This window comes from Novosphingobium sp. (assembly GCF_039595395.1).
Taxonomy (GTDB): domain Bacteria; phylum Pseudomonadota; class Alphaproteobacteria; order Sphingomonadales; family Sphingomonadaceae; genus Novosphingobium.
This window is the reverse complement of record NZ_JBCNLP010000001.1, coordinates 3158328-3184101: the sequence shown is the minus strand read 5'-3', so window position 1 is coordinate 3184101 and position 25774 is coordinate 3158328. Positions and strand designations below refer to the sequence as shown.

At 67.3% G+C, this 25774-nt stretch carries 22 protein-coding genes; 12 read left to right on the top strand and 10 right to left on the bottom strand.

The features are described from left to right. Nucleotides 1-4: 4 nt before the first annotated feature. Both ABDW49_RS14675 and ABDW49_RS14670 read left to right on the top strand, forming a co-directional pair. Nucleotides 5-544: a DedA family protein gene (locus ABDW49_RS14675; protein ID WP_343612760.1), complete on the top strand. Its 540-nt coding sequence runs from the start codon at nt 5-7 to the stop codon at nt 542-544. Between the two features lie 59 nt (nt 545-603). Then, nucleotides 604-3198 (top strand): M1 family metallopeptidase, encoded by a 2595-nt coding sequence (locus ABDW49_RS14670; RefSeq protein ID WP_343612759.1) that lies wholly within the window; start codon nt 604-606, stop codon nt 3196-3198. Between the two features lie 108 nt (nt 3199-3306). Here ABDW49_RS14670 and ABDW49_RS14665 read toward each other — a convergent pair whose 3' ends face one another. Beyond that, nucleotides 3307-6189: a winged helix-turn-helix domain-containing protein gene (locus ABDW49_RS14665; RefSeq protein WP_343612758.1), complete on the bottom strand. Its 2883-nt coding sequence runs from the start codon at nt 6187-6189 to the stop codon at nt 3307-3309. A gap of 82 nt (nt 6190-6271) precedes the next feature. After that, the gene (locus ABDW49_RS14660) at nt 6272-7894 is read right to left on the bottom strand and encodes an ABC-F family ATP-binding cassette domain-containing protein (protein WP_343612757.1); all 1623 of its coding nucleotides are present in this window, start codon (nt 7892-7894) and stop codon (nt 6272-6274) included. Nucleotides 7895-7974: 80 nt separating this feature from the next. Here ABDW49_RS14660 and ABDW49_RS14655 point away from each other — a divergent pair, with 80 nt between their 5' ends. Further along, on the top strand, nt 7975-8607 hold the full coding sequence (locus ABDW49_RS14655) for a helix-turn-helix domain-containing protein (RefSeq protein WP_343612756.1): 633 nt from the start codon (nt 7975-7977) through the stop codon (nt 8605-8607). 18 nt (nt 8608-8625) lie between these two features. Here the strand turns inward: ABDW49_RS14655 and ABDW49_RS14650 are convergent, their stop codons facing one another. After that, the gene (locus ABDW49_RS14650) at nt 8626-10041 is read right to left on the bottom strand and encodes an aldehyde dehydrogenase family protein (RefSeq protein WP_343612755.1); all 1416 of its coding nucleotides are present in this window, start codon (nt 10039-10041) and stop codon (nt 8626-8628) included. A 95-nt stretch (nt 10042-10136) separates the two neighbouring features. On the opposite strand from ABDW49_RS14650, the gene ABDW49_RS14645 reads away from it, so the two are divergent. Both ABDW49_RS14645 and ABDW49_RS14640 read left to right on the top strand, forming a co-directional pair. Beyond that, nucleotides 10137-11045: a LysR family transcriptional regulator gene (locus ABDW49_RS14645; RefSeq protein ID WP_343612754.1), complete on the top strand. Its 909-nt coding sequence runs from the start codon at nt 10137-10139 to the stop codon at nt 11043-11045. A gap of 235 nt (nt 11046-11280) precedes the next feature. Next, on the top strand, nt 11281-12429 hold the full coding sequence (locus ABDW49_RS14640) for a GGDEF domain-containing protein (RefSeq protein ID WP_343612753.1): 1149 nt from the start codon (nt 11281-11283) through the stop codon (nt 12427-12429). 135 nt (nt 12430-12564) lie between these two features. On the opposite strand, the gene ABDW49_RS14635 is transcribed toward ABDW49_RS14640, so the two are convergent. Together ABDW49_RS14635 and ABDW49_RS14630 are read right to left on the bottom strand one after the other, a co-directional pair. Further along, nucleotides 12565-13575 (bottom strand): LacI family DNA-binding transcriptional regulator, encoded by a 1011-nt coding sequence (locus ABDW49_RS14635; protein ID WP_343612752.1) that lies wholly within the window; start codon nt 13573-13575, stop codon nt 12565-12567. A gap of 74 nt (nt 13576-13649) precedes the next feature. Further along, on the bottom strand, nt 13650-14051 hold the full coding sequence (locus tag ABDW49_RS14630) for a helix-turn-helix domain-containing protein (RefSeq protein ID WP_343612751.1): 402 nt from the start codon (nt 14049-14051) through the stop codon (nt 13650-13652). A gap of 92 nt (nt 14052-14143) precedes the next feature. On the opposite strand from ABDW49_RS14630, the gene ABDW49_RS14625 reads away from it, so the two are divergent. After that, on the top strand, nt 14144-14734 hold the full coding sequence (locus ABDW49_RS14625) for an NAD(P)H-dependent oxidoreductase (protein WP_343612750.1): 591 nt from the start codon (nt 14144-14146) through the stop codon (nt 14732-14734). Nucleotides 14735-14890: 156 nt separating this feature from the next. Here the strand turns inward: ABDW49_RS14625 and ABDW49_RS14620 are convergent, their stop codons facing one another. Then, nucleotides 14891-15781, bottom strand: a complete 891-nt coding sequence (locus ABDW49_RS14620; protein ID WP_343612749.1) for a MipA/OmpV family protein — start codon at nt 15779-15781, stop codon at nt 14891-14893. 266 nt (nt 15782-16047) lie between these two features. Between ABDW49_RS14620 and ABDW49_RS14615 the strand changes: the two genes are divergently transcribed. Beyond that, the gene (locus tag ABDW49_RS14615) at nt 16048-16686 is read left to right on the top strand and encodes a PspA/IM30 family protein (RefSeq protein ID WP_343612748.1); all 639 of its coding nucleotides are present in this window, start codon (nt 16048-16050) and stop codon (nt 16684-16686) included. A gap of 35 nt (nt 16687-16721) precedes the next feature. Here ABDW49_RS14615 and ABDW49_RS14610 read toward each other — a convergent pair whose 3' ends face one another. After that, a complete protein-coding gene (locus ABDW49_RS14610; protein ID WP_343612747.1) occupies nt 16722-18302 on the bottom strand; it encodes a carbon-nitrogen hydrolase family protein in 1581 nt (526 codons plus the stop codon). 97 nt (nt 18303-18399) lie between these two features. Continuing rightward, the gene (locus ABDW49_RS14605; RefSeq protein ID WP_343612746.1) at nt 18400-18720 is read right to left on the bottom strand and encodes a multidrug efflux SMR transporter; all 321 of its coding nucleotides are present in this window, start codon (nt 18718-18720) and stop codon (nt 18400-18402) included. A 201-nt stretch (nt 18721-18921) separates the two neighbouring features. On the opposite strand from ABDW49_RS14605, the gene ABDW49_RS14600 reads away from it, so the two are divergent. Beyond that, entirely contained in the window at nt 18922-19281 is a 360-nt protein-coding gene (locus ABDW49_RS14600) for a hypothetical protein (protein WP_343612745.1), read from the top strand. A gap of 9 nt (nt 19282-19290) precedes the next feature. Here the strand turns inward: ABDW49_RS14600 and ABDW49_RS14595 are convergent, their stop codons facing one another. After that, nucleotides 19291-20433 carry an HlyD family secretion protein gene (locus tag ABDW49_RS14595; protein WP_343612744.1) on the bottom strand — a complete coding sequence of 381 codons (1143 nt, stop codon included), beginning with the start codon at nt 20431-20433 and terminating at the stop codon, nt 19291-19293. 117 nt (nt 20434-20550) lie between these two features. Here ABDW49_RS14595 and ABDW49_RS14590 point away from each other — a divergent pair, with 117 nt between their 5' ends. Genes ABDW49_RS14590 through ABDW49_RS14580 form a run of 3 tightly spaced genes read left to right on the top strand, consistent with a single transcriptional unit; the run spans nt 20551 to nt 24174 of the window. Further along, entirely contained in the window at nt 20551-22152 is a 1602-nt protein-coding gene (locus ABDW49_RS14590; protein WP_343612743.1) for a DHA2 family efflux MFS transporter permease subunit, read from the top strand. A 13-nt stretch (nt 22153-22165) separates the two neighbouring features. Further along, entirely contained in the window at nt 22166-23569 is a 1404-nt protein-coding gene (locus ABDW49_RS14585; protein ID WP_343612742.1) for an efflux transporter outer membrane subunit, read from the top strand. Between the two features lie 2 nt (nt 23570-23571). Then, on the top strand, nt 23572-24174 hold the full coding sequence (locus ABDW49_RS14580) for a TetR/AcrR family transcriptional regulator (protein ID WP_343612741.1): 603 nt from the start codon (nt 23572-23574) through the stop codon (nt 24172-24174). On the opposite strand, the gene ABDW49_RS14575 is transcribed toward ABDW49_RS14580, so the two are convergent. Continuing rightward, entirely contained in the window at nt 24169-24792 is a 624-nt protein-coding gene (locus tag ABDW49_RS14575; protein WP_343612740.1) for a LysE/ArgO family amino acid transporter, read from the bottom strand. The genes ABDW49_RS14580 and ABDW49_RS14575 overlap by 6 nt on opposite strands. A 73-nt stretch (nt 24793-24865) precedes the next feature. On the opposite strand from ABDW49_RS14575, the gene ABDW49_RS14570 reads away from it, so the two are divergent. Beyond that, nucleotides 24866-25753, top strand: a complete 888-nt coding sequence (locus tag ABDW49_RS14570; protein ID WP_343612739.1) for a LysR family transcriptional regulator ArgP — start codon at nt 24866-24868, stop codon at nt 25751-25753. The last annotated feature ends 21 nt before the right edge of the window (nt 25754-25774 follow it).

Here is a 25774-nt window from a genome sequence, read left to right as displayed (position 1 = left end):
TGGTTTGGAAGATTTGATTGCCCATTACGGCCTGATCGCCATCGCTCTGGGATCGGGCATCGAGGGGGAGCCCTTTGCCCTGGCGGGCGGCGTGCTGGCGCAGCGCCACTGGCTGCCGCCCTATGTGGCGATACTGGCGGCCATCGGCGGCTCCTTCATGGTGGACCAGATGTGGTTCCTGCTCAGCCGCAACTTCCGCCAGAGCCGCATGGTGCAGGCCGTCATCCACCGCCCGGCCTTTCGCCGCTCGCTCACGCTGATCGAGCGCAATCCGGCGCGTTTCGTGCTGATGTTCCGCTTTGCCTATGGGCTGCGCGCGGTGACCGCCGTGGCGGTGGGCTGTTCACGCATGCCGCTGCGGCGCTTTCTGCCGCTCAACCTGCTGGCCGCGACGCTGTGGGGCTCGATCTTCACCATGCTGGGCTATGCGCTGGGCCCGGCGCTGGAACAAGCGGTGGCGCATGTCGGTTACGCCCTCACGGCCCTGTCGATCGCCGTTTCGGGGCTGGTGATTTTTCTGTTGATCCGCCGCCGCCATTCATGATGCTGTCACCGCAGGACGCGCAGATGCGTCCGTTCTGACACGATAAACATAGAGGCCGCATGCATCGCAAGACCCTGTTGGCCACGCTGGCCTGTGCCTCCAGTCTTGCCTGCCCCGCCATGCCGCGCGCGCAAACGCGCGAGGTTCTGCCCGCCGACGTGGTGCCGCTCCATTACGATCTGGCGATCCGCCCCGATCTGGCCGAGCACCGCTTCACCGGCACCAACGCCATCACGCTGGAGGTGAAACAGGCCACCGCCGAGATCACCCTCAACGCCAAGGATCTCACCCTCGACGGCGCCGTGCTGGATGAAGGCACCCGCAAGCCCGTCGCCATTCCGGCCGATGCCATCTCGCTCGACAAGGCGCTGGACCGCGCCACGCTGCATCTGCCCAAACCCGTCGTGCCGGGGCAGCATGTGCTGACCATCCGCTATCACGGCGCCATCGGGCGTGACACGCTGGGCATCTTCAGCATGGATTACCAGAGCGCGGATGGCCCGCGCTCCATGCTGGGCACCAATCTGGAACCGGCCAGCGCGCGCGAGGTCTTCCCCGGCTGGGACGAGCCCGGCATCAAGGCCAGCTACACCGTCACCGTCGATGCGCCCGCCGGGCAGATGGCGCTGTCGAACATGCCGGTGGCGCGCACGGTGGCTTTGTCGCCGGACATGAACCGCGTCACCTTCGCGCAAAGCCCGCGCATGGCGAGCTATCTGTTCTTTCTCGGCATGGGCGATCTGGAGCGCATTCACCGCCAGGTCGATGGCGTCGATGTCGGCGTGGTGGTGAAACGCGGGGACACCGCGAAAGGCGCCTATGCGCTCGATCAGGCCGCCGCGCTGCTGCATGTCTACAATGGCTGGTTCGGCACGCCCTATCCGCTGCCCAAGCTGGACCTGATCGCCGCGCCCGGCTCGCTGCAGGGCGATTCCATGGAGAATTGGGGCGCCATCTTCTACTCGCAGACCAGCCTGCTCTTCGACCCCGCCAGCTCGACCGAGGCTGATCGCCAGCGTGTCTTCGCCATCGTCTCGCATGAGATGGCACATCAGTGGTTCGGCGATCTGGTGACGATGGACTGGTGGGACAATCTGTGGCTCAATGAAGGCTTTGCACGCTGGATGCAGATCCATGCCGCCGATGTGCTCCACCCCGAATGGAAGACCGGGCTGAAGGCGCAGACCTTCTTCGAGAATGGGCGCGATGCCGATGCCCAGCCCTCGGCCCATGCCATTCTGAAGCAGATCACCACCGCCAATCAGGCCGCGCAGGCCTTCGACGACATCACCTATGACAAGGGCGCGGCGGTCATCACCATGCTGGCCGACGACATGGGGGCCGATGCCTTCCGCACCGGCGTGCAGCGCTATATGCGCGCCCATGCCTATGGCTCGACGGTGGACGCCGATCTGTGGAGCGTGATGCAGGAGGTGGCCGGAAAGCCGATCCTCGCCATCGAGCATGATTTCACCACCCAGCCCGGCGTGCCGCTGATCCGCGTGAGCGCCACCAAACAGGGCCTGCATCTGGCGCAGGACAGTTTCCGCTCCGCCGGGCCGGGCGCGGGCGGCGAGGCCGCGCATTGGCGCATTCCCTTGAGCGTGGCGCCTTTGGGTGGCACGCCCAGCTCGCTGATGCTGGACGGCGAGGCCGATGTGCCGGTGAAGGGCCTCGCGCTGGTGAATGCGGGGCAGAGCGCCTATGCGCGGGTGCTCTACCCGCAGGCGATGTTCACGGCGCTTCTGAACAAGGTTCCCGCCATGAGCGCGGTCGACCAGATCGGGCTGATGCAGGATGCTCAGGCGCTGGGCAATTCGGGCTATGCGCCGGGCAGCAATGCTCTGGCGGTGGTGGCCCATCTGCCGCCCTCGGCCGAGCCGGTGGTGTGGCAGCGCGCCGCCGAGGTGCTGACCGGGCTGGACGAAGCCTATGAGGCAGGCGCGGCGCGCAAGGCGTTTCGCGCCTATGCTATTAGGCTGATCCGCCCGGTGCTGGCGGTGCTGGACAAGCGCCCGGCCTCTGCCGGGGCGGCCAATGACGCCATCACGCGCGCCCGGCTGGTCGAGGCGCTGGGGCAATTGGGCGATGCCGAGACTTTGGCCCATGCCCGCGCGGTCTTCACCAGCGGCAGCGGCTCGGCAGCCGAGCAGCGCAGCGCGCTGACGGTGGCGGCGGCCAAGGCCGACCGGCGCTTTTTCAAGGTGCTGCTGGCCAGGGCGCGGGCGACTGCCGATCCGCTCGACAAGCTCACGCTCTACAATGCGCTGGTGACGGCCGAAAACCCCGCCTTTGCCAAGACCATCGCCAACATCGTGCTGAGCAATGAGGTGCCCGCCGGGACCAATGAGGGCCTGCTGGGGCGCTTTGCCGCGGCCCAGCCCGATCTGGCGTGGAAGCTGACGGTGCCCCGGCTGGGCGAACCCGGCGCCGGGCTGGATCCCAAGGTGCAGTGGGATGTGGCGATGAACATCGCCTCGCAGGCCTCCGATCTTTCGCGGATCGCGCAATATCGCGCCTATATGGCGGCCAGCGTGCCGCAGGATGCGCAAGCCGGCATGCTGGGCGCCATCGCCTCGATCGAGCTGAACAACAAGGTCGCCACGCAGGTGCTGGCCGATGTCGACCGCTGGGTGGCGACGCAGGGCGGCTGACGACTCTGGAGCCTATCGCGTGATTTATGAATCACGCGATAGGCTCCAAGTTTTTTGCTGTCGCATCGTTTTTGCAAAAAACCGGTTCCCACTTTTTTGCACGATGCTCTAGCGGATCGCCGCCTTGCGGCTTTTGAGATGCGCCAGATCCTGCGGATCTTCATGGCCGGTGGTCTCGGCCAGAATGTCGTCCAGCATGGCATGGGCTTCGTCGCGGCGGCCGCTTTCGGCCAGCGGCATGGCCAGCGCCGAGGCCAGCGGCAAGACCCAGGCGCGGTTGCCCTGCTGGCGGCTGGTGGCCAGCGCCTGTTGCAGCAGCAGGATCACGGTGTCGGGCCCTTCGCCAAGGGCGGCGGCGATCTGCGCCTTCAGCCCCAGCAGTTCGGGCATGGCAAAGCCCTCGCCGATGGTGCCGCAGCGCGCGATGGTGGTGTCGATCAGTGACAGCGCCTCATGCGGGCGGCCCTCCCGCAGCATGGCGCGGGCCATGGCGATGGAGAAGGGCGTGGTCAGCAGCTCGTAACGGGTGGCGCGCAGTTGCGAGAGGCTGTCCTCCAGCGCCTCGACCACGCCCTCGTGGCGGCCCTGCCGCAGGGCCAGCATGGCGTGAAAACCCTTGGCGGCGGTGATATAGGGCGCCAGCGCATTGACCTGCGCGCAGGTCTCGAAGGCCTCCAGCGCTTCCCGAGCGCCCTCGAAATCGCTGACCCACAGTGCCAGCGACAGTTGCCAGATCAGCGCGATGCAATGCACCACCGGCTGGTCGAGCCGCAGCGACTGGCTGACCGCCTGCCGGGTGAGGGTGGTCGCCCGCTCGGCATAGCCCGAGAACCACAGCGTGCGCGCCAGCGCGATGGCGGTGCGGCTGCGATGATCGAAGCCGTAATGGATCATGCGGTTGCGGCTGAACATCGGGCAATGGGCCAGCGCGCTTTCCAGATCCCGCAGCGCCTGCCGCTGGTCGCCCGCCAGATAATGCGAAATGCCCGAGAGCGAGAGGGCCACGCCCAGCGCCTCGCCATGGTTGGGTGCCCCGGCGAGACGCAGCGTTTCGGCGATGTCCACAGCGCGCGAGGCCAGATCCATGGTGATGGCGCAGTCGCCGATGCGCTCATGGAAGATATGCAGGCGGCCCAGCATGCGAAGCTGGTTCCACGGATCGTCCAGCTTTTCCGCCAGCGCCAGCGCGCGCGACAGCGCCTGCCACGCCGCCGGGCTGCTGCCCCGCGTGAACATCAGCGCGAGGCCCAGAGCGCCCTGCAATTCCAGCTCCAGCGCCGAGCCGCGCCGGTTCTCCTCCAGCACATCGAGCGCGCGGGCACACCAGTTGCGGCACTCGACCAGATGCGACAGGTTGATGAAGACCGGCGTGCTGGCGGCGGCCAGACGCACACCGATACGCGGATCGCCATCAGGGCCGAAACACCAGTCGAGCGCGCTGCGGATGTTGCCCAATTGCTGGCGCAGCGGGCTGGGGTCGGCCAGCACATCCTCATCCTGCGTGGCGATGGCCTCCAGCTCGGCAAGGAAGAAACCGGCATGGCGCTGGGCGGCGGTGTTGAAGGCCTCGGCGCCGCGCGCGCGCAATTTCTGGCGGGCATAGGCGCGGGTCATCTCGAGCAGGCGATAGGTGCCCGATCCGCGCGCCCGGCTGGGCACCACCAGCGATTTGCTGGTCAGCGCATCGAGCGCGGCGACCACCTCGTCGCTGCCCAGCGCGGCATCGGCCACCACCTCCAGCGCGGCATCGACCGAGAAGGGGCCGACAAAGACGCAAAGCCGTTCGAGCACGGTGCGCTCCGCCTCGCTGAGCAGATCGTAGCTCCAGTCGAGCATCGCCTGAAGCGTCTGCTGGCGCGGCAGAGCGGTGCGCCGCCCGGCCCAGCCAAGGCTGAAACGCTCCTCGAGCTGCTGGGCGGCGGCATGCAGGCCGTGGGTGGCAACGCGCACCGCCGCCAGCTCGATGGCCAGCGCCATGCCGTCGAGGCGGCGGCACAGGCCCGCCATCAGGCGCGCGGCCTCGGCGTCGATGGTCAGCGCGGTGTCGGCGGCGCAGGCGCGGTCGCGCAGCAGTTGCACGGCGGGGAAGCTGAGGATCTCCTCCATCGACAGCGCCGGATCCTCGGGCGGGCAGGTGAGGGCATCAAGGCGGTGGATATGCTCGCCGCGCACCCGCAGGGGCTCGCGCGAGGTGGCCAGGATGCGGAGCTGCGGCGCGGCCTCGATCAGGCGCTCGACCAGCAGGGCGACCGGCTCGATCAGATGCTCGCAATTGTCGAGCAGCAGCAGGAAGGGCGCATCGCGCATATGGCCCAGCATCACGGCCAGCGGGTCCTCGCTCTGCACCGGCGCGCCCATGGCGCCCGCGATCATGCCGGGGACCAGCGAGGGATTTTCCAGCATGGAGAAATCGACAAAGGCGACCTGCCCCGCAAAGCGCTCCGCCAGCCGGTGGCCCATCTCGACGGCGAGCGAGGTCTTGCCGACGCCGCCCGGCCCGACGATGGCGAAAAGCTGGGCATCGGGCACGCGCTGTTCGAGCAGCGCGACATCGCCCTCGCGCCCGATCAGCACCGGCAGGCGCGAGGGCAGGCTGAGCGGCGCGGCGCTTTCGGGGGCAAGGCTTTCGGGGGCGGAGGCAGGCGGCGTGCCCATGCCCGCCTGCCGCTCGACACGGGCGACAAAGGCATAGCCCACGCCGACCTGCGTCGCGATATAGCGCGCGCCATCCTTGCCATCGCCCAGCAGCTTGCGCAGGCCTGCCATATGGAAGCGTAGGCTGCCGTCCTCGACCACCACATCGCTCCACACGCGCTTGAGCAGTTCGCGCTTGGAGAGCACGCGGCCCGGCTGCTCGGTCAGCACCACCAGCAGGTCGAGCGAGCGCCCGCCGATCTCCACCGGGGCGCCGTCCATCGTCAGCAGCCGCTCGCCGGGGGAGAGGGTGAAGGGGCCGAACGATATCTGCTCGCCGATAACGGTGTCCGTCATGATCGCGCTGCTTTCCCTTGCGACTGGTGGCGGCGCTTTAGCATGAGCGGGCGCCAGCATGCCACCGGCGCGCGCCATGATTTCAACGGCTTTGCTCTTCTGTCAGCGTGGCGGGGCCATCGCCGGTCGGTTGCAGGCGCAGGTGGCGCGCGATGCCGATGGCGTCGAGGAAGGCCTCGTCATGGCTGACCACCAGCAGCGCCCCGTCATAGGCCGCCAGCGCCGCCTCCACCGCCTGGATCGAGTCGAGATCGAGATGGTTGGTCGGCTCATCCAGCACCAGCAGCGCGGGAGGATGCGTGCCGCCCAGCCGACAGGCCAGCCCCGCGCGCAGCATCTGCCCGCCGCTCAGCGTGCCCACACTCTGCAGCGCGGCATCGGCGCGGAACAGGAAACCGGCGAGAATGGCGCGGCAGGCGTTCTCATTGGCGTCCGGGTTGAGCGCGCGGAAATTGTCGAGGATGGAGAGCGCGGGGTCGAGAAAGCCGACATGCTGGTCGATGATGGCACAGGGCACATGCACCGCCACCCGCCCCGCCAGCGGCGCCAGATCGCCCGAAATCAGCCGCAGCAGCGTGCTTTTGCCCATGCCATTGGGGCCGGTGATGGCGATGCGCTGAGGGCCGGTGATGGTGAGGTCGATGTTGTTCAGCACGGGGTGGGCGGGGTCATAACCCGCCGTCACGCCCGTCATGGTCAGCACGTCGCGCTCGGCATAAAGGCCGCTGGAGGGCAGGGTGATGGAGAGTTGCTGCAGCACCTCGATCCGTTCGCGCGCGGCGGCCACGGCATCGCCGGCCTGCGCTGCCAGTCTTTCACTGAGGCGCGCGCCGCTGCCGCTGCTGGCCTCGGCGGCATTCTTGCGCAGGCCCATCACGATGCGCGGCATATCGCCGCGTGCGGCCTTGCGCGATCCGGCGGCATCGCGCTTCTGCTGGCGCTCGGTGGCGAGGCGGGCGCGGCGCTCGATCTCGCCCTGATGCTTGCGGGCATGGGCCAGATCGTCCTGCGCCGCCTGCAGTTCCACCGCCTTGCGCGCGCGATACTGGCTCCAGTTGCCGCCATAGCGGGTGAGGCCCAGCGTGGTCAGCTCCAGGATCGCGTCCATCCGTTCGAGCAGTTCGCGGTCATGGCTGACGACCAGCAGCCCGGCGTTCCAGCTTTCGACCAGCGCGATCAGCGCGGCGCGGCCCTCGCGGTCGAGGTTGTTGGTGGGCTCGTCGAGGAACAGGAAGTCCGGCGCGGCAAAGATCGCCGCCGCCAGCCCGGCGCGGGTGCGCTGCCCGCCCGACAGATCCGCCAGCAGCGTCTCGCCCGAGGCATCGAGGCCGACGCGGGCCAGCGCTTCCTCGATCCGTGTTTCGAGAGTCCAGTCGGCGTCGCCCATCTCCTCCAGCGTGGCGAGGCCTGCATCGGCGCGGCGCAGCACGGCCAGCGCGGGGGCGACGCCGAAGAGGGTGGCGATGCTGGCCTGCGGGTCGGTGGCCAGCGCCTGACGCATCAGGTGAAGGTGGCCGTCGAGGGTGATCTTGCCGCTGGTGGGCTGACGCTCGCCGCTTAGCAGGTGGAGCAGCGTGGTCTTGCCCACGCCATTGCGGCCCACCAGCCCGACCCGCTCGCGCCCGAGCTGCAGGTCGATGCCGCTGAGCACCGCGCGCCCCTCTGGCGAGGCCCAGCCAAGGGCGGAGGCGGTGATCGATGGCATGGCATATCCTTTAAACAGCACAGATACGTGCTATTAATTTTTGCCGCACAATGCAATATGGCGCGGCAAGGAGGCAGGCGATGACGGAAAAACGCGGCGGGCGGCCCACCAGAGAGCGGGCCGCCGCCATGAACGATCTGCTGCTGGATGAGGCGCGGGCGCGTTTTGCCCGGCGCGGGGTGGCGGGCACCTCGATGGAGGAGATCGCCGCCGCTTTGGGCTGGTCCAAGCATACGCTGTACCATCGTTATGCCGGGAAGATGGCGCTGCTCGAAGCGGTGGTGGCGCGGGATATGGTGCAATTCGCGCAGGTTCTGACCGAGGCGGGGGAGGGCCATGCCACGCCGCTGGAGCGGCTTGAGGCCATGGCGCTGGCTTATTTCACGCTCTCCGCGACGCCCTCCTATGCGGCGCTTTATGCCGCGATTTTGCTGGAAGCGGCCAGTTCGCCGGATCTGCGCCAACGGCTGATGCTGTGGAGCGCGGAGTCGCTCGCCCCTTTGCGCGCGGCGGTGGAGGCGGCCACGCCGCCTGCGGGATGGCGGGTGGAGGAGGATGTCGCCGCTATCCTGATCGACCTGCTCGATGGCGAGGCCAATCGGCTCAAATGGGCCGAAGGGGCGGCGGATAAAATCGTGCTGGAGGCGCATTTCCGGAAACGCTGGCGCCTGTTTCTGTACGCCACTTTGGGAGAAGCGGGCGCCCGCCCGTAAAGGCAGGCGCCCGGCGGATCAGCCCATCACCGCCTTGGGTTCCAGAAAGGCTTCCAGCCCAAAGCTGCCGCCCTCGCGCCCGATGCCCGAATGCTTGAAGCCGCCGAAGGGCGCGCTCATCTCCATCGGCGCGGCGTTGATGATGACGCGGCCCGCCACGATGCGGTCGGCCACAGAGCGCGCGCGGTCCTCGTCGCGCCCGGCGACATAGGCGTGGAGCCCATAGTCGGTGTCATTGGCGATGGTGATCGCCTGTTCCTCATCCGCATAGGGGATGATCGAGAGGACGGGGCCGAAGATTTCCTCACGCGCGATGGTCATATCGTTGCGTACATCGCTGAAAATCGTGGGTTTTACGAACCAGCCACCCTGCGTGCCATCGGGCCGCCCTTCGCCGCCGGTCAGCAGGCGGGCGCCTTCGTTCAGGCCCTTGGCGATGTAGGACTGCACCCGATCCCACTGGCGCTGGCTGACCATCGGGCCGATCGCCGTGGCGGGATCGCGTGGATCACCCGAGGGGAAGGCGGCGATGGCCTCGCTGATCGCCGCCTCGAACTCGGCCAGACGGCTGGCGGGCACCAGAATGCGCGAGCCCGCGATGCAGGCCTGCCCGCTGTTCATAAAACCGGCGTTGAGCGCGAAGGGAATGGCGGCGCCGAAATCGGCATCCTCCAGCACCAGCATCGGCGATTTGCCGCCCAGTTCCAGCGTCACCCGCTTGAAGCTCTCGGCCCCGGCGCGCAGGATCGCGCGGCCCGTGGCGGTCGAGCCGGTGAAGGAGAGCTTGGCCACATCGCGATGGCCCGACAGCACCGCGCCCACCACATCGCCGCGCCCGGTGACGATGTTGAACACGCCCGCCGGGACGCCCGCCTCATGCAGTGCCTCGGTGACGATCTGGGTCTGGATCGCGCTCATCTCGCTGGGCTTGATCACGCAGGTCGAGCCCGAGGCGATCACCATGGCCAGCTTGCCGGCGATAAAACCGGCGTTAGCGTTCCACGGCGTGATGATCCCCACCACGCCCAGCGGCTCCATGGTGACGCGCGCGGTGCCGATCTGGCGGGTGAAATCATAGGCTTCCAGCACCTGCGCGGCGAGGCGGAAGGCGCCCACCGCATAATCGGCCATCCATGCCGAGCGGGAAATTGGCGCGCCATACTCCTCGATCGTGGCCTCGATCAGATCCTCGCGGCGCTTGTCCAGCGTGTCGGCGAGGCGGTGCAGCAGGGCGATGCGCTCGGCCTTGGTGCTGCGCGAGAAGCTGGCGAAGGCACGCTTGGCGGCGGCAATGGCGGCCTCGGCGTCGATGGCATCGGCCATGCGCAGCTGGCCGATCACCTGGGCGGTGGCGGGGTTGTGGAGGTCGAACAAGTCCGTGCCATGCGGGGTCACGAAAGCGCCGTCGATGTAGATCTGGTCGATAAGGGTCATGAGAGGTCTCCTGTTGGGGTGACCTTCAGATAGGCCTCTGGCATTGATGCGATAAGGCGGATAGAATGGCATGAGATGATGCAGGATTCAGGATAATGGCAAAGGCCTCGACCGGACTGACCGAATATGAGGCCGTCGCCGCCGTCGCCCGGCTGGGCAGCTTCCGCGCGGCGGCGACCGAGCTGGGCATGTCCACCTCGGCGCTCAGCCATGCGGTGGCGGCGCTGGAGGCGCGGCTGGGCGTGCGCCTGTTCAACCGCACCACCCGCAGCGTTTCGGCCACCGATGCGGGCGAGCAGTTCATCGCCCGCATCGCCCCCGCGCTGGCCGCGATCGGCGGCGCCATCGAGGGTATCAACAGCCATCGCGACACGCCCACCGGCATGCTGCGGATCAACACCTCGGCGGGCGCGGCGCGGATGATCCTGACGCCGGTTATCCTCGATTTCCTGCGCCGCTATCCCGATATGCAGGTCACGCTGGTCACCGAGGGGCGGCTGGTCGATATCGTCGGGCAGGGTTTCGACGCCGGGGTCCGCATCGCCGAGGCGGTGCCTCAGGACATGATCGCCGTGCCCATCGGGGGCGAGATCCGCATGCTGGTGGTGGGGACGCCCGCCTATCTGGCGGCGCATGGCCGCCCGCTGGTGCCCGCCGATCTGCACCGCCACCAGTGCATCCGCGCCCGCATGGCCAGCGGCGGCATCTGGCGCTGGGAGTTCGAGAAGCGCGGCGAGAAGGTCGAGGTCGATGTGCAGGGCGCGCTGACGCTCGACGAGATGACGGTGATGCTGGAGGCGGCGCTGGAGGGCGTGGGGCTGGCCTATCTGAGCGAATGGTCGGTGCGCGAGGCCATCGCGGCGGGGCGGCTGGTGCCGGTGCTGGAGGATTGGTGCCCGCCCTATCCGGGGCTGTGTCTTTACTATCCGGGGCGGCGCCATGTGCCCGCCGGTCTGCGGGCGCTGATCGATCTGATCCGCGAGAAGAACCGGGGGTTTCTTTGAAAATCCGGCGAAAGAGCCGGATTTTGCGGCACCGGCCCACTCGCGTCATCAGCGTTCTTGGTCCGGCCACCCAGAGGATACCACCATAGGGTAGCCGGGCGGGGGAGTGGGCCGGTGCCGCTTCGGGGACCTACGTGTCTTCCCCATGACGCGTGAGGGATACAGTGATGTAAACTTTACGCGCGCGGCGCAGGATGGCTTTGGAACGGCGGGGCGATGCTGTTAATTGGGCGGGATGAGTGTTCTTGCCCTCGCGTTTTTTGGCGTTGCCAGCACCAGCCTGCTGTTGGCCATCGCTCTTTACGGCGCCTATCTGCGCTTCGGGCGGGAGCGTCATGCCACCTATTGGGCCAGCGCCTTCGCGCTGATCGCGCTGGATCACACGCTGATGGCGCTGCGCCTGCTGGTGCCGGGCGACCATACGGCGATGAATCTGGCCTCCTGCACCGCATCGCTGGTGGGCTCCACCCTGGTGCTGCTGGGCTTTCGCGAGCGCAGCGGGCTGCGGGACCAGCGCTGGATTCTGGCCTCTCTCGCGCTGCTGGTGCTGGGCTGCGGCGTGCTGGTGGTGCGCTATCCCGACCGGCCGGTGCATCATCCCGTGGTCACCACCTATGTGGTGGCGATGCTGTTCTTCTCGATCCGCGCCCTGCGCCAGGGCCCGGAGCGCGAAATGGCCGAGGGGCGCATCACTCTGGCGATGATGAGCCTGTTCATGGGCTTCTTCGGCCTGCTGACCGTGCTGGGGCTGATGACCGACCCATGGGGGGCGGGCGCCGCCGAGATTTACCATGCCGTCTATGTGCTGGGCGTGCCCGCCAGCCTGACCGGCATCGGCCTGTTCGCGCTGTTCCTGCTGGCCGAGGATCTGGCCCATGGCATCCGCCATCTGGCCATCGTCGATCCGCTGACGGGCCTGCTCAACCGGCGCGGCTTCGATGAGGCGGCGCGGCGGGTTAAGGCGCAGTGCCGGCGCAGCGGCATGCCGGTCTGCGTGGCGGTGGCCGATCTCGACAATTTCAAGTCGATCAACGACCGTTTCGGCCACAAGGCGGGCGATATGGTGCTCAGCGAATTTGCCCGCCGGTTGCGCGCCAATGTGCGGGCGGGCGATCTGGTCTCACGCGCGGGGGGCGAGGAGTTCGTGCTGCTGCTGCCCGGCGTCGATCTGGATGAGGTGGGGGATCTGCTCAACCGCCTGCGGGTGGCGCTGGCCGAGGAGGGGCCGCATACCGGGCTGGGGCTGGCCATGCCCACCGTCAGCTTCGGCGCGGTGGAGATCGGCGCGCATGACATGCTGGCCTCCGGCATCGAGCGGGCCGATCTGGCGCTCTATGAGGCCAAGCGTGACGGGCGCGATTGCGTGCGGCTGGCTTTGGCTTGAAAATCCGGCGGAAGAGCCGGATTTTGCGGCACCGGCCCACTCCCCCGCCCGGCCACCCAGAGGATACCACCGTAGGGTAACCGGGCGGGGGAGTGGGCCGATGCCGCTCTTAAATCGCAAGCTTCCGCCGGATTTTCAAAGATGCGTAACAACATGCACCGAGGGGCGCGGCGGTTCTTTCCCGGCATCGCGGCCCTTGTTCATCAGCGCATCGAGCAGCAGCGCCCCGGCCTCCTGAAAATCGGGCGCGACCGAGGGGATCGGCGGCACGGCATGGCGCGCCTCATAGGAACCGTCGAAGCCGATCAGCGCGATCCGCTCGAGCGCGCCGGAAGGACGCAGCGCATTCTGTAGCCCCAGCGCCAGACTGTCATTGGCGGCGATCACGCCGTCGCAGTCGGGATGCTGTGCCAGCAGGGCCTGACCCGCCCTGAAGCCCTGATCGTGGCGCGAGGCGCCCTTGGGCATGGGCAGGCGCAGCAGCTCCAGCCCCTCTTCCGCCAGCAGCGCCTGGCAGGCGGTGAAACGCTCGGAAAACTGCGGGGGAGCATGGCGCCCGGCGCCCAGAAAGGCGATGTTGCGGCAGCCGGCGTCGAGCAGATGGCGCGCGGCCAGGCGCCCGCCCTCGGCATTGTCGGCGCGGACCCAGCGCATGTCGGCATGCGGCGTGCCCCAGCCCACGATGTTGGCGCCGCTTTTGGCGATCTGGCGGAAATAGCGCCATGCCTCGCGGTTTTCGCTGGTGCCGATCACGATGGCGCCCATCGCCTTGCGCGCCACCTCGTAATTGCCGCGCAGCGTGTCGGGGCGGCTCTGGAAGGAGACCAGCGTTTCCAGCCCGCGCGCTGACGCCGCCTGGCAGATGGTGGCCAGCAGATTGTGGTGGAAGGGGTTGCAATGTTCGGGCGGGCCGCTTTCGCGCGCCAGCACCACCACCGCGATGGTGTCGATGCGGCCGGTACGCACGGCGGCGGCCACGCTGTCGATCTGATAGCCCATGCTCCGCGCGATCAGCGCGACGCGGTTGCGCGTGCCTTCCGACACCGAGGAATGCCCGGCCAGCGCGCGCGAAACGGTCGACTGGCTGACGCCCGCCCTTTCGGCCACATCATAGCAGGTCGCGCGCATGCGGCGATCGGCAGGCATCTCGTGTCTTCCCTTTTCGTCGGTTGTCCCGCCTTTCGCAGACGGGTTTAATCGGCCCCTTAAACCAGAGCGTCCTAACCCGCTAGGTCGCGCGTGTCATATCGGATGCGATGGCCGTCGATTTCCTCCATATGGCCGCGCGCCCAGGCGCCCAGAGCGCGCACCGGCACCGCCAGCGAATGGCCCAGCGGGGTGAGCGCATACTCCACCTGAGGCGGCACGGTGGGGTGCACTGTACGGCTGACCATGCCGTCGCGTTCGAGTGCTTTGAGGGTGCGGGTCAGCATCTGCTGCGAGATGCCGCCGATGATGCGCTTTATCGCGTTGAAGCGTTGGGGCCCCTCGACCAGCACCATGACGATCATCACCGTCCATTTGTCGCCCACAATGCTCAGGATGCTGTTCATCCTGCGGCATTCGGCGCTGATGCCGGGTTGCTCGGGCATGGTGGGGAGATCGGGGGTGGGCATATCCATGTGACCTGGTCCTAAAAATATGCGTTCTTGGCAGGTGGCTTCCAGTCACATAGCTGGTCCTGGTCACAAATCCAGACCGGAGTTACCCCCCCATGACACCGACCAAGCTTCTTCATCTCGATTCCAGCATCCTTGGCGACAATTCGGCCAGCCGGGCCATCTCGGCGGCGGCGGTCGAAAGGCTGCGCGAGTTGCATCCCGGCGTTGAGGTCACCCATCGCGATCTGGCCGCGGCGCCGATCGATCACCTGACGCTGGAGGCCTATGGCCAGCTTGCCGAGGGCGAAGACCTGCGCGAATTCCTCGAGGCCGATATCGTGGTGATCGGCGCGGGCTTCTACAATTTCACCATTCCGACGCAGTTGAAGGCTTGGCTCGACCGCATCGTCGTGCGGGGCACCACCTTCTCCTATGACGAGAACGGGGTGAAGGGCCTTGTCGCGGGCAAGCGGGTGGTGGTCGCGCTGGCGCGGGGCAATGTCTATCACAGCGGCTCGCCCTTTGCGGCCTATGAGCACGGCGAGACGCTGCTGCGCACGATCCTGGGCTTTATCGGTCTGGGTGATGCGCAATACATCATCGCCGAGGGCATCGGGCGCGGCGATGACGCCCGCAAGGCCGCCATCGAGGGCGCGGTTGCCGAGGCGCGCCAGCTCACCGCCGGCGAGCCGGTCACGGCCTGAGTGTTCATGCGGACAATGCGCTTTTGCGCATTGTCCGCGCGGCACCGGCCCGCTTCCCCGCCCGGCCACCCACAGGATACACCGTTGGGTGGCCGGGCGGGGAAGCGGGCCGGTGCCGCAAAATCCGGCTCTTTCGCCGGATTTTCAAACAGACTCTCAAAACGTATACGCGATCCCGCCGCCCGCCACGAATTGCGCGGGCGTGCCGCGAATGGCGGTGTAGGGATTGTCGCGCGCATCGTTCAGCAGCCGCGTGTAGCCCGCGATCCCCACCAGCGAGAAGCCGCCCTTGCGCAGATCGCCCGCAAGCGAATAGCCCATGATCAGCGTCCCTCCCACGCTGGCCCAGCCGCCGCGCGCCTGATAGAGCGGCAGCCCGCTCGCCAGGCTTTGCTGCCCCGAGACCGAATAGTAATAATTGGCGTAATCCCGGTTCACATGCTTGGCCGAGATCGAGATGGTGGCGATCAGCTTCTTGCTGAGCGGGGTGATGTAGTTGAGCGAGGGCGAGATCTGCATGCCCCCCGTTGGCCCGCGCACATCCCATTTCACATCGACCGAGGCCGAGACGCTGTCATAGGCGTCGAGCACGCGATAGACCGACACGCCCGCGCTGGCTCCCACCGCGATATCGGCATCGAGCCGCCCGGCGGCGCGCACCACGGGGTCGACGATATGCCGGTCGCGGTTGGCCGAATAGGTGGCGGTGGGGCCGAAGGAAAAGCCCACCTTGGCGCCCTTGGGATCGGGAATGACATCGAGCGCGAGACCGCCCGAGCGCGGGCTGATCGTCACCCCGCCGATCCGCCCCAGCATGGCGGGGATGGGCTGGGCGATGTAATCGTTCGAGCCTTCATAGCTGGGCCCATAGATCAGCCCGCCGCCCACGGTGAGGAAATCGCCCTCCAGCACGTTCTTTTCAGGCGCTGGCGGGGGGCTTTCAGGCGGCGTGGCGCTTTCAGGGGGAGACGCCGGGGCGGTCTGCGCCTGCGCGGCCAGCGGCGTGGCGGCCATCATCGCTCCGGCCAGAAACAAGGCAATAGGCATGAACTCTCCCGGTATGTTTCATGTCCCAATGCGCGAGGGTGGGGGATGTTGCCTTGGGCGCCCCTTTTGGTGGTCGGGCCGGTGGAAGGGTACGGCAGGCTGTCGCGCATGGCGGGGCGCCAGTCGCAAGCCGGTCGCCGGGGTGGGAGCGGGCGTTTATGAACAACATGCGAAGAAAGCCGCGCTTCGATCGGCGCTTTTTAGAAATGCTTTAAGGGTGCCGGCTAAAAGCCATGCCGTTGCAGCATCATTTCATGAGGATCTTCATGACCGAGCCGATTTTTCAGCGCGTTGGGCGGATTATTTCAGCCACTTTGGAAGATGCCGTCGACAAGCTCGAAAGCGCGGGCAGCGGCAGCATCCTGCGCGAGACCGTGCGTGAGGTCGATCGCGGCATCGCCCAGTTTCAGGCCGAGCGTGATGATGTGCAGGCCCGCCTCGCGCAGCTTGCCCGCCAGCAGGAGCAGCTTCGCGCCGAGGCCGCGCAACTGACGGAGAAGGCGCGTTTCGCGCTGGCCGAGGGGCGTGAGGATCTGGCCGAGGCGGCGCTCGCCCGGCAGATCGATCTGGAGGCGCAGGCCGAAGCCCTCAAGGCCAAGGCCGAGGCGCTGGCCAAGCATGAGGCCGAGATCGCCGAAGGGCTGGGCACGCTCAAGGCCCGCAAGGTGCAGATGGAGCAGGAGAAGGAAGCGTTTCTGGCCCAGCGCCTCGATCAGGCGCTGGCCGGGCAGGGTGTTCCCAAGGCCGAGAGCGACCGCCGTCAGGAGCTGAACAGCGCTCAGCAGGCTTTCGAGCGGATCGTCTCGGCTGCCGGTGCCGCGCCCGCTCCGGTCGACCAGATCGCCGAGATCGATGCCATGCAGAAGCGCGCCGAGGTGGCCGCGCGTCTGGCCGCCCTGAAGTAACCTTCAAGGGGCGGCCATCGCGCCGCCCCCATCGCTCAGGCCGTAACCTTGGGCGCGCGCTGCTTCTTCCAGTGCACGCGATAGAGATCGAAGCGGCGGTCCTTCAAATTCTGCACCGCGCCCGACTGGCGGCTTTTCAGCAGATCGGCCAGCGAGACATCGGCAATCGCGATGGTCTCGGTGTTGGGCGCGGTGTCGGCCGCCACGCCATCGCGGGCGAAGGGGAAGTCCGAGGGCGTCAGGATCGCGCTTTCGGCGTAATGGATATCCATCGCCTCGACATTGGGCAGATTGCCCACCACGCCCGACATGGCGACATAGCACTGGTTCTCCACCGCGCGGGCATGGCAGCAATAGCGCACCCGCAGATAGCCGCGCCGCTCATCGGTGCAGAAGGGCACGAAGAGCATCAGCGCGCCCTGATCGACCAGATGGCGCGCCAGCTCGGGAAATTCCGAATCGTAGCAGATCATCACGCCGATGGGGCCGCAATCGGTCTGGATCGCATTGGCGCCGTAACCGCCCTTGATGTTCCACCAGCGCGCTTCGGAGGGGGTGGGATGCAGCTTTTCCTGAGCGAAGGTCGCCCCGTCGCGCAGGAAGACATAGCTGACATTGCGGATCTCATCCTCCTTGCCGGGGGCGCGTTCGATCTGGGTGGGATGCGATCCGCCGATGATGTTGATGTTGTAGCTGACCGCCAGCCTTTCCATGAAGGCGCAGAAGCGGTCCTTATAGGCCGCCACCTTGCGGATCGCCTCGATGGGGGAAAGCTTGCCATTGTCGATGGAGAGCAGTTGCAGCGTGAACAGCTCGGGAAACAGCACGAAGTCCGCCTTGTAATCGGCGGCGACGTCGACGAAATATTCGACCTGCTCCTCGAACTCCTCGATGGCGTTGATGCGGCGCATCTGGAACTGCACCGTGGCGATGCGCACGCTGGCGGGCAGGCGCCCATGCGGCGCCAAGGTCCGCGTGTTGACCGCCTGAGGCGCCAGCGGATTGGCCCAATACATCAGAATGCCGTGGCCCATGCTTTCATGGTCGACGGGCAGATAGTCCTTCAGCACGCGCAGCGGCTCATAGCCCTGGGCCATCTGGAAGTTGATGACCGTGTCGCGGACGCGCTTGTTCTGCACCGCCTCCAGATAATCCTTGGGGTCGGGAAATTCGCGGCGCCGCCGGGCATAGCCGGGCATGCGCCCACCAAAGGCGATGCCCTTCAGCTCGAAATGCTCGCACAATTCGCGGCGCACGCGGTAGAAACGCTGGCCGATGCGTAACCGGCGGAATTTGGCATCGACGCAGACCTCCATGCCGTAGAGCACATCGCCATCGGGATCATGGCGCGAGGCATAGCCGTTGCCGGTGATCTCGAACCAGCTATGCGGCTTGAGCGCCACGCTTTCGGAGATGATGAAGGTCGCGCAGTGCCCAGCGATCTCGCCCTCATATTCGGCGACCAATTGGCCATCGGGGAACTTGTTGATTTGGGCGCGGATCTGTTCTTCCGTCATCGATCCCGCATGGCCATAGACCCGTTCGGACAAAGCGGCGATGGCATGGCTGTCCTTCAGCCGGGCCTTGCGGATGATCAGCTTGGGTTTGGTCGACACGGATGGACGGTCCTTTGCGTCTCGGATCGCGGCACCGGTTGGTGCCGCTGTCCTGCAAGAAACCATCAAGATCCCATGTGGTTGCGCGCCGCCGGACTCAATCCCCGCCCGACAGCTTCATCAGCACCAGCCCGGAAAGGATCAGCAGCGCGGCGGTCACGCGCATGGCGGTCAGCGCCTCGCCCAGCAGGGCGACGCCCACCACAAAGGCGCCCAGCGCGCCGATGCCGGTCCACACGGTATAGGCCGTGCCCAGCGGCAGCGAGCGCATCGACCATGACAGCAGGCCAAAGCTGGCCATCACCGCGACCACGGTGATGACGCTGGGCCAGAGCCGCGAAAACCCCTGCGATTGCTTCATTGTGCTGGCCCAGACGACTTCGAGCAGACCGGCGATCATCAGACTTAACCATGGCATGGCGGCAACCTCCTTGCGAAAGTTGCCGGGCCGTCCCGGTCTTGATCTCCCGCCCCGACCGGACGATCAGGGCTGAGGCGGGAACGTTGTCGCCGCAGGGGGCAGATAGGGGCGGGCGCCGGAAGGGTCAATGGCGGCTTGCCGTGGCCGGGCATGCCCTCTAGGCGGGTGGCCCGATCAACGGTCTGGAGGCGGACACACATGGACAGCACGCAATGGAACGCCGAGACGGTCCGCACCTGGCTGGCCAGCCGCCTTGCCGCCTCGCAGGTCGATCAGGTCCGGGCCGAGCGCATGGGCCGCGATTACGAGGACGATTACGACAAGGCCGCCGCCGAAGAGTTCGTCTGTCGTCTGGCGCAGCGCCATGCCTCGCTGGAGGATCAGGCGGGTTTTGGGCTCTATCTGAAAGAACTGCTGGGCCGCGACGAATACAATCGCACCGGCGTCTACAGCGACCGCCGTTTCGAGCGCGAGGTCAGGGCCTATCTGCGCAAGCTGATCCGCATGGCCAAGGCCAATGAAGGCTTCGACAAGACCTCGCATTTCCAGAAGGATTGATGCGGGCGATCACTCGCCCACCCGCACTTTGGCCGTTACCGAAAGACCGGGCCGCAGCAGGTCTGCCCCGGCCTGCGACGCATCGAAGCGGATGCGCACCGGCACGCGCTGCACGATCTTGGTGAAATTGCCCGTCCCCGGCTCGAAAGGCAGCAGCGAGAAGCTGGAGCCCGACCCCGGCGCGATGCTCTCCACCGTGCCTTTCAGCCCATGGCCCAGCGCATCGACCGCGATGGTCACGCTTTGCCCGACGCGCATATGGCGCATCTGCGTCTCCTTGAAATTGGCGGTGACGTAGAGCGCATTCATCGGCACCAAAGTCAGCAAACGCGATCCGGGCTGCACATAATCGCCCACCCGCACCTGCCGGTTGCCCACCGTGCCATCGAGCGCCGCGCGGATCAGCGTATGGCCCTGATCCTGCCGCGCCAGATCAAGCGCGGCCTGCGCCTGCTGCTGCCCGGCCAGCGCCTTGTCCAGCGCGGCCTGCAGGCCGGGGCGCTTGGCCGAAGTCACGCCGGAGCTGCGCTGCGCCACCGCCAGCAAGGCGGCACTGCGCGCGGCGGCCTGCTCGGCGGAGACCGCCGTGGTGCGATAGGTGTCGGCATCGCGCCGCGCCACCGCGCCGGTCGCCACCAGCGTGTCATAGCGGCGGCGGTCGGTGTCGGCGCGCTCGGCCTCGGCGGTGGAGGAGCGGATCTGGGTGCGCGCCGCTGTCACCTGCGCGGCATCGAGCTGCTGCTCGGCGCCGAGGCTGACCAGCGCGGCGCGGGCCGAGGCGACATTGGCCCTGGCATCGGCAAGACTGGCCTGCGCCGCCGCCAGCCTGGCGTCGAACTCCTCGGGATCGATGCGGACCAGCGGATCGCCCGCATGCACCGCCTGATTGTCACGCACCAGCACCGCCGAGACCAGCCCGCGCACCTTGGGCGCCACAGAGGTCGAGTCGGCGGCGACATAGGCATCGTCGGTCGATTCGGTGGAGGGGCTCATGGCGATCCAGCCGATCCCCGCCAGAGCCGCCGCCAACGCCACGGCCGATGCGATCACCGTGCGCTGGCCGGGGCCGCGCCGGGTGGATTCGGGCGCCTGATCAAAGGGTTCGCCCTGTGCCTGCCGGGCCATCGCCGGGCTCTGTACCGCTTCACTCATCGAAACCTCCTGACGTGCGGGCCAGATGCGCCCTTGCGAATATGATGATTGTCATTTAAATGATGACCGTCATATATGTCGAGAGCATTTCTCGGGATGAAAGCGGAAAGGGCCAAGATGACAGGCTGGCTGAAAGGAATCGGGCAGGATTGGGCGCATGACCCGCAGGGCATGCCCACGCCGCGCAAATTCCTGATTCTGGCCGTGATGGCCTTCGGGCAGTTCATGGCCCTGTTCGACATTCAGATCGTTTCGGCCTCGCTGCGCGATGTGCAGGCGGGGCTGGCCGCCGGGCCGGACGAGATCAGTTGGGTGCAGACCGCCTATCTGATGGCCGAACTGGTGATGATCCCGCTCTCGGGCTATCTGGCCCATGCGATGTCGACGCGCTGGGCCTTCACCTTCTCGGCGGCCAGCTTCACCTTTTTCAGCCTGATGTGCGGTTTGAGCTGGGACATGGGCTCGATGATCGCCTTTCGCGCGGCGCAGGGCTTTACCGGGGGCACGATGGTCTCGCTGGTGTTTGCCACCGCCTTCACCATCTTCACCGGCAAGCAGCGCGCGATGATCCCGGCGATCCTCGGCGCGGTCAGCGTGCTGGCCCCCACGCTGGGCCCCAGCGCGGGCGGGGCGATCACCGACTGGCTCGACTGGCGCTGGCTGTTCTTCATCAATGTGCTGCCGGGCATCGTGGTGACGGTTTTGTCATCGCAGGTGATCCGCGTCGACCGCGCCCAGCCCGCACTCTTCGCCCGCATCGACTGGAGCCATCTGATCGCTATGGCCGTCTTTCTGGCGGGCCTCGAATATGTGCTGGAGGAAGGCCCGCGCCATGACTGGTTCGGCGACCAGACCATCGCCATGGCGGGCTGGTGCTCGCTGGTGGGGTTTGTGCTCTTTCTGGAGCGGTCCTTCTTCTCGCCCAATCCGCTGGTGAAGCTCTCCCCCTTTCGCCGGCCCACATTCGCCTTTGCCTGCGTTTTCAATCTGGTGCTGGGGGTGGGCATGTATTCGGCGGTCTATCTGGTGCCGGTCTATCTGGGGCAGGTGAGGGGCTTCGACTCGCTGCAGATCGGTGAGACGGTGATCGTGGTGGGGCTGGCGCAGATGCTCAGCGTGGTGGTGGCCGCCTCGCTCAGCCAGAGGCTGGACGCGCGGATCATGATCACCGTGGGGCTGAGCTGCTTTGCCCTCAGCCTGTGGCTGTCCTCGAACATGACCAACAATTGGGGCTTTTGGGAGCTGGCGCCCAGTCAGGCCTTGCGCGGCTTTGCGATGATGCTGTGCATCGTGCCCAGCGTGACCATGGCGCTGGCCGGGTTCCAGCCTGCCGAACTCAAATATGCCTCGGGCCTGTTCAATCTGATGCGCAATCTGGGCGGGGCCATCGGCATCGCCGTGGTCAACACGCTGCTGCAGGATCACACGCGCATCGACAGCCTGCGCCTTGGCGAGGCCATGGCCCATGGCGCCGCCCCCATCAACGACACCATCGCCGCCATGGCCGGGCGGATGGGCGCGATTGCCCCGGATCCGCATCAGGCGCTGCTTTCCGCTCAGGGCCTGTTCGCCCGTGTGGCGGGGCGCGAGGCGCTGACTCTGGCCTTCAACGATGTGTTCCGCCTGCTGGCCTGGATGTTCATCGGCGCGCTGGTGATGGTGCCCTTCTGCCGCCCGCCCGCCAACGCCGCCCCGCCGCCGCCCGATGCGGCGCATTGAGGAGATGTTGTCCATGAAACTGTTATCCGCATTGCTGGCCACCAGCCTGCTCACGGGCTGCACCGTTGGCCCGGATTACCACAAGCCCGAGGTCGCGCTGACCGCCGCCTATCATGCGCCCGCCACCATCGCCCCGGCCGAGGCGCAATGGTGGAAGCGCTTCAACGACCCGGTGCTGGACGCTCTGGTCGATCAGGCGCTGGCCCAGAATATGGACATTGCCGCAGCCGCCGCGCGGATCACCCAGGCGCGCGGAGTCGCCAGAGCGGCGGGCGCGGCGCTGCTGCCCACCGTGGGTGTGGGGGCCTCGGCGGAGCGTGACCGGACCTCGCTGCAGACGCCCTTTGGCGCGGCCTCGCGCGAGTTGGGTTTTCCGAGGGATTATTCGCTCTATCAGATGGGCGCTCAGGCCAGTTGGGAGATCGATCTCTTCGGGGGCCTGAGGCGCGGGCGTGAGGCGGCACGGGCCGATCTGGCCGCCACGCAGGCCCATGCCGATGCGGTGCGCCTCAGCATCGCGGCGGAAACGGTTGACGCCTATCTGCAATTGCGCGGGCTTCAGGCGCGGCTGGCGGTGGCGCAGGGGCAGTTGCAGACCGAAAAGCAGCTTGTCGATCTGGTCCGCCAGCAGAGCGATCAGGGTGTCGCCTCCGACCTGTCGCTCAACCGCACTTTGGGCGAGCAGCAGGGCATCGAGGCCTCCATTCCGCCGCTGCAAGCCGCGATTGCCGGGCAGATCAACCGGCTCTCGGTGCTGGGCGGCCAGCAGGCGGGCAGCGGGGCGGAAACCTTGGCAAATGCCGTGGCGATTCCGCTCGCCCCCGATCCGGGCGGTAGCATTCAGCCTGCCGAACTGATGCGCCGCCGCCCCGATCTGGTCGCGGCGGAGCGGCAGGTCGCCGCCGCCAATGCGCGGATCGGCGTGGCCATGGCCGAATATTACCCGCATGTCTCGCTCGATGGCTTGCTGGGCGTGGCCACGGTGGGCGGCGCGGGGCTGCTGACCGGCAATGCGCTTCAGGCCAGTGGCGGCGCGGGCCTGCGCTGGCGGTTGTTCGATTTCGGCAAGGTCGATGCGCAGGTGGCTCAGGCGCGCGGGCGGGAGGCCGAGGCGCTGGCGCTCTATCGCGGCGCGGTGCTGCATGCCACCGAGGATGTCGAGAATGCCCTGACCGGTCTGGCGCAGGGCCGCGCCGAAATTGCCCTGCGCGAGCAACAGCTTGCATCGCTGACCAAAGCGCGCGACCAGGCGCGACAAGCCTATGGCGCCGGTGTAGTGTCGCTGATCGATGTCCTTGATGCCGATCGCGCGCTGCTCGCCGCCGCTGACCGTCTGGCCATGGCGCGGGCCGACACGGCGCGCGCCAGCGTGGCGGCGATCCGCGCGCTGGGCGGCGGATGGGAGAAAAGGACCTGAACGTGAGCGAAAAACTGTCGCATAAGGAGCGCACCCGCGCCCGCATCCTCGATGAAGCGGCCAAGGCCATGCGCGAGCATGGTTTCGACGGCATTGGCGTCGCCGCGCTGATGAAGCGCGCGGGGCTGACTCATGGCGGCTTCTACGCCCATTTCGAGAGCCGTGACGATCTGGTGGCCCATACGATCGACCGCCTGTTCGAGGACAACCGCAGCTCGCTGGCGCGTCATCTCGATCAGCCCGATCTGGCGGCGGGGTTGGCGGCCTATATCGACGATTATCTCTCCGAGGAGCGGATCACCTGGCGCGAGCGGGGCTGCGCGCTGACCTCGCTGATGAGCGAGGCCACCCGCCTGCCGCCCGAGGCGCGCACCGCCTATGCCGCGGGGATCGAGCGTTTCCGCAACCGGCTGCGCGACCGGCTGGCCGCGCTGGGCCATGCGCAGGCCGAGGAGGAGGCCAATTCGGCGCTTGCCGAAATGGTGGGGGCGGCCACTGCGGCGCGGGCTTTCGGCGAGGGCGAGATGGCCTCGGCCTTTCTGCTGGCCTCGCGCCGACAGATCAAGCGGCGGCTGGGGCTGGAGGATGTGGCGCCCGCCTCATGACAGCAGGGCATGGCCCAGCAGCGAGGCCGCCAGCGTCAGCATCACCGCGCCGACCAGCGCATCGAGCACGCGCCATGCCGCAGGCCGCGCGAAGACCGGCTCAAGCACCCGCGCGCCATAGCCCAGCGCGGTGAACCACGCGAAGCTGGCCGTTGCCGCCCCGGCCACGAAAAAGGGGCGCAGCACCTCAGGCTGCGACGATCCGGCGGTGCCCATCAGCAGCACCGTGTCGAGATAGACATGCGGGTTGAGGAAGGTGAAGGCCGCCGTGGTGGCCAACGCGCGGGGCAGCGAGAGGCTGGCGCTTTGCGTCACCGCCATGGCTTCGGGGGAGGCCATGCGGCGTAGCGCGCTCACCCCATACCATGCCAGAAAGCCGGCGCCGCCCAGTGACAGCACCATGGTCAGGCGCGGGATGGCGGCCAGAAAGGCGCCCATGCCCGCCACACCGGCAGCGATCAGCAGGGCGTCCGCCGATCCGCAGAGCAGCACGATCGGCCCGACATGATCGCGCCTCAGCCCCTGCCGCAGCACGAAGAGGTTTTGCGCGCCGATCGCCATGATCAGCGCGGCGGAGAGCAGAAAGCCCGAGAGAAAGGGGGTGAAAAGGTTCGTCATGCCGCGCGGAATGGCCGGGTGCGGCGGGTAAGTAAAACTTGTTCTTCTTATCTCGATGAAGCATGGCTTCATCATGCTGGATTATCCGTCGCTCGCCGCCGTGGCCGCCGTCATCACCGAGGGCAGTTTCGAAAGGGCCGCCGCCGCTCTGGGCATGACCCCGTCCGCTGTGTCGCAGCGGGTGCGCGGGCTGGAGGAAAGGCTGGGCGCGATCCTGATCCTGCGCGGCGCGCCCTGCCTGCCCACCGAGCTGGGGGGGACGCTCTGCGCTCACCTCGACAAGGTGCGCTTGCTGGAGCAGGATATGGCGAGCGTGCTGGGGGCATCCGTCGATGCCGCGCCGCCGACGCTGCGCGTGGCGGTCAATGCCGACAGTCTGGCGACCTGGTTTCCCGCTGCCATGGCGGCATTTGTGCGCAAGACCGGCGTCTCGCTCGATCTGAAGCTGGATGACGAGGCCTATACCGCCGACCGGCTGCGCTCGGGCGAGGTGCTGGGGGCGGTGACCACCGATCTCAAGCCGGTGCAGGGCTGCAAGGTGATCCCGCTGGGCGCGCTGCGCTATGTCGCCTGTGCCAGCCCGGACTTTGTGGCGCGCTATTTCGCGCAAGGGGTGGATGGGGATGCTCTGGCGGTGGCGCCGCATCTGCGCTTTGACCGGCGCGATGGGCTTCAGGCCCGCTGGGCGCGTGAAGCTTACGGGGTGGAGCCGGGCGGCCCGGTGCATTGGGTGCCCTCGACCAATGCCTTTATCGATTTCGCGCTGGAAGGGCTGGGGTGGAGCATGCATCCGCTGCAGCTTGTGGCGTCGCACCTGGCGAGCGGGGCGCTGGTGGAGCTGGCGCCGGGGCGGCGGATCGATGTGCAGCTTCACTGGGCGGTCACCCGGCTGCATACCGGCCTGCTTCAACATCTTTCCGATGCGGTGCGCGCCGTGGCGCAAGAGAGGCTGGTCGGATAACAGCAGCGCGCCGGCGGCCAT

Excerpts from the sequence above, each read along its gene's own strand:
- ABDW49_RS14645 (WP_343612754.1), top strand. The coding sequence starts at position 10,137 with ATGGCAAAGGCCTCGACCGGACTGACCGAATATGAGGCCGTCGCCGCC.
- ABDW49_RS14660 (WP_343612757.1), bottom strand. The coding sequence starts at position 7,894 with ATGCCATCGATCACCGCCTCCGCCCTTGGCTGGGCCTCGCCAGAGGGG.
- ABDW49_RS14590 (WP_343612743.1), top strand. The coding sequence starts at position 20,551 with ATGACAGGCTGGCTGAAAGGAATCGGGCAGGATTGGGCGCATGACCCG.
- ABDW49_RS14665 (WP_343612758.1), bottom strand. The coding sequence starts at position 6,189 with ATGACGGACACCGTTATCGGCGAGCAGATATCGTTCGGCCCCTTCACC.
- ABDW49_RS14570 (WP_343612739.1), top strand. The coding sequence starts at position 24,866 with ATGCTGGATTATCCGTCGCTCGCCGCCGTGGCCGCCGTCATCACCGAG.
- ABDW49_RS14605 (WP_343612746.1), bottom strand. The coding sequence starts at position 18,720 with ATGCCATGGTTAAGTCTGATGATCGCCGGTCTGCTCGAAGTCGTCTGG.
- ABDW49_RS14655 (WP_343612756.1), top strand. The coding sequence starts at position 7,975 with ATGACGGAAAAACGCGGCGGGCGGCCCACCAGAGAGCGGGCCGCCGCC.
- ABDW49_RS14595 (WP_343612744.1), bottom strand. The coding sequence starts at position 20,433 with ATGAGTGAAGCGGTACAGAGCCCGGCGATGGCCCGGCAGGCACAGGGC.
- ABDW49_RS14600 (WP_343612745.1), top strand. The coding sequence starts at position 18,922 with ATGGACAGCACGCAATGGAACGCCGAGACGGTCCGCACCTGGCTGGCC.
- ABDW49_RS14615 (WP_343612748.1), top strand. The coding sequence starts at position 16,048 with ATGACCGAGCCGATTTTTCAGCGCGTTGGGCGGATTATTTCAGCCACT.
- ABDW49_RS14650 (WP_343612755.1), bottom strand. The coding sequence starts at position 10,041 with ATGACCCTTATCGACCAGATCTACATCGACGGCGCTTTCGTGACCCCG.
- ABDW49_RS14635 (WP_343612752.1), bottom strand. The coding sequence starts at position 13,575 with ATGCCTGCCGATCGCCGCATGCGCGCGACCTGCTATGATGTGGCCGAA.
- ABDW49_RS14575 (WP_343612740.1), bottom strand. The coding sequence starts at position 24,792 with ATGACGAACCTTTTCACCCCCTTTCTCTCGGGCTTTCTGCTCTCCGCC.
- ABDW49_RS14625 (WP_343612750.1), top strand. The coding sequence starts at position 14,144 with ATGACACCGACCAAGCTTCTTCATCTCGATTCCAGCATCCTTGGCGAC.
- ABDW49_RS14585 (WP_343612742.1), top strand. The coding sequence starts at position 22,166 with ATGAAACTGTTATCCGCATTGCTGGCCACCAGCCTGCTCACGGGCTGC.
- ABDW49_RS14670 (WP_343612759.1), top strand. The coding sequence starts at position 604 with ATGCATCGCAAGACCCTGTTGGCCACGCTGGCCTGTGCCTCCAGTCTT.
- ABDW49_RS14630 (WP_343612751.1), bottom strand. The coding sequence starts at position 14,051 with ATGGATATGCCCACCCCCGATCTCCCCACCATGCCCGAGCAACCCGGC.
- ABDW49_RS14640 (WP_343612753.1), top strand. The coding sequence starts at position 11,281 with ATGAGTGTTCTTGCCCTCGCGTTTTTTGGCGTTGCCAGCACCAGCCTG.
- ABDW49_RS14620 (WP_343612749.1), bottom strand. The coding sequence starts at position 15,781 with ATGCCTATTGCCTTGTTTCTGGCCGGAGCGATGATGGCCGCCACGCCG.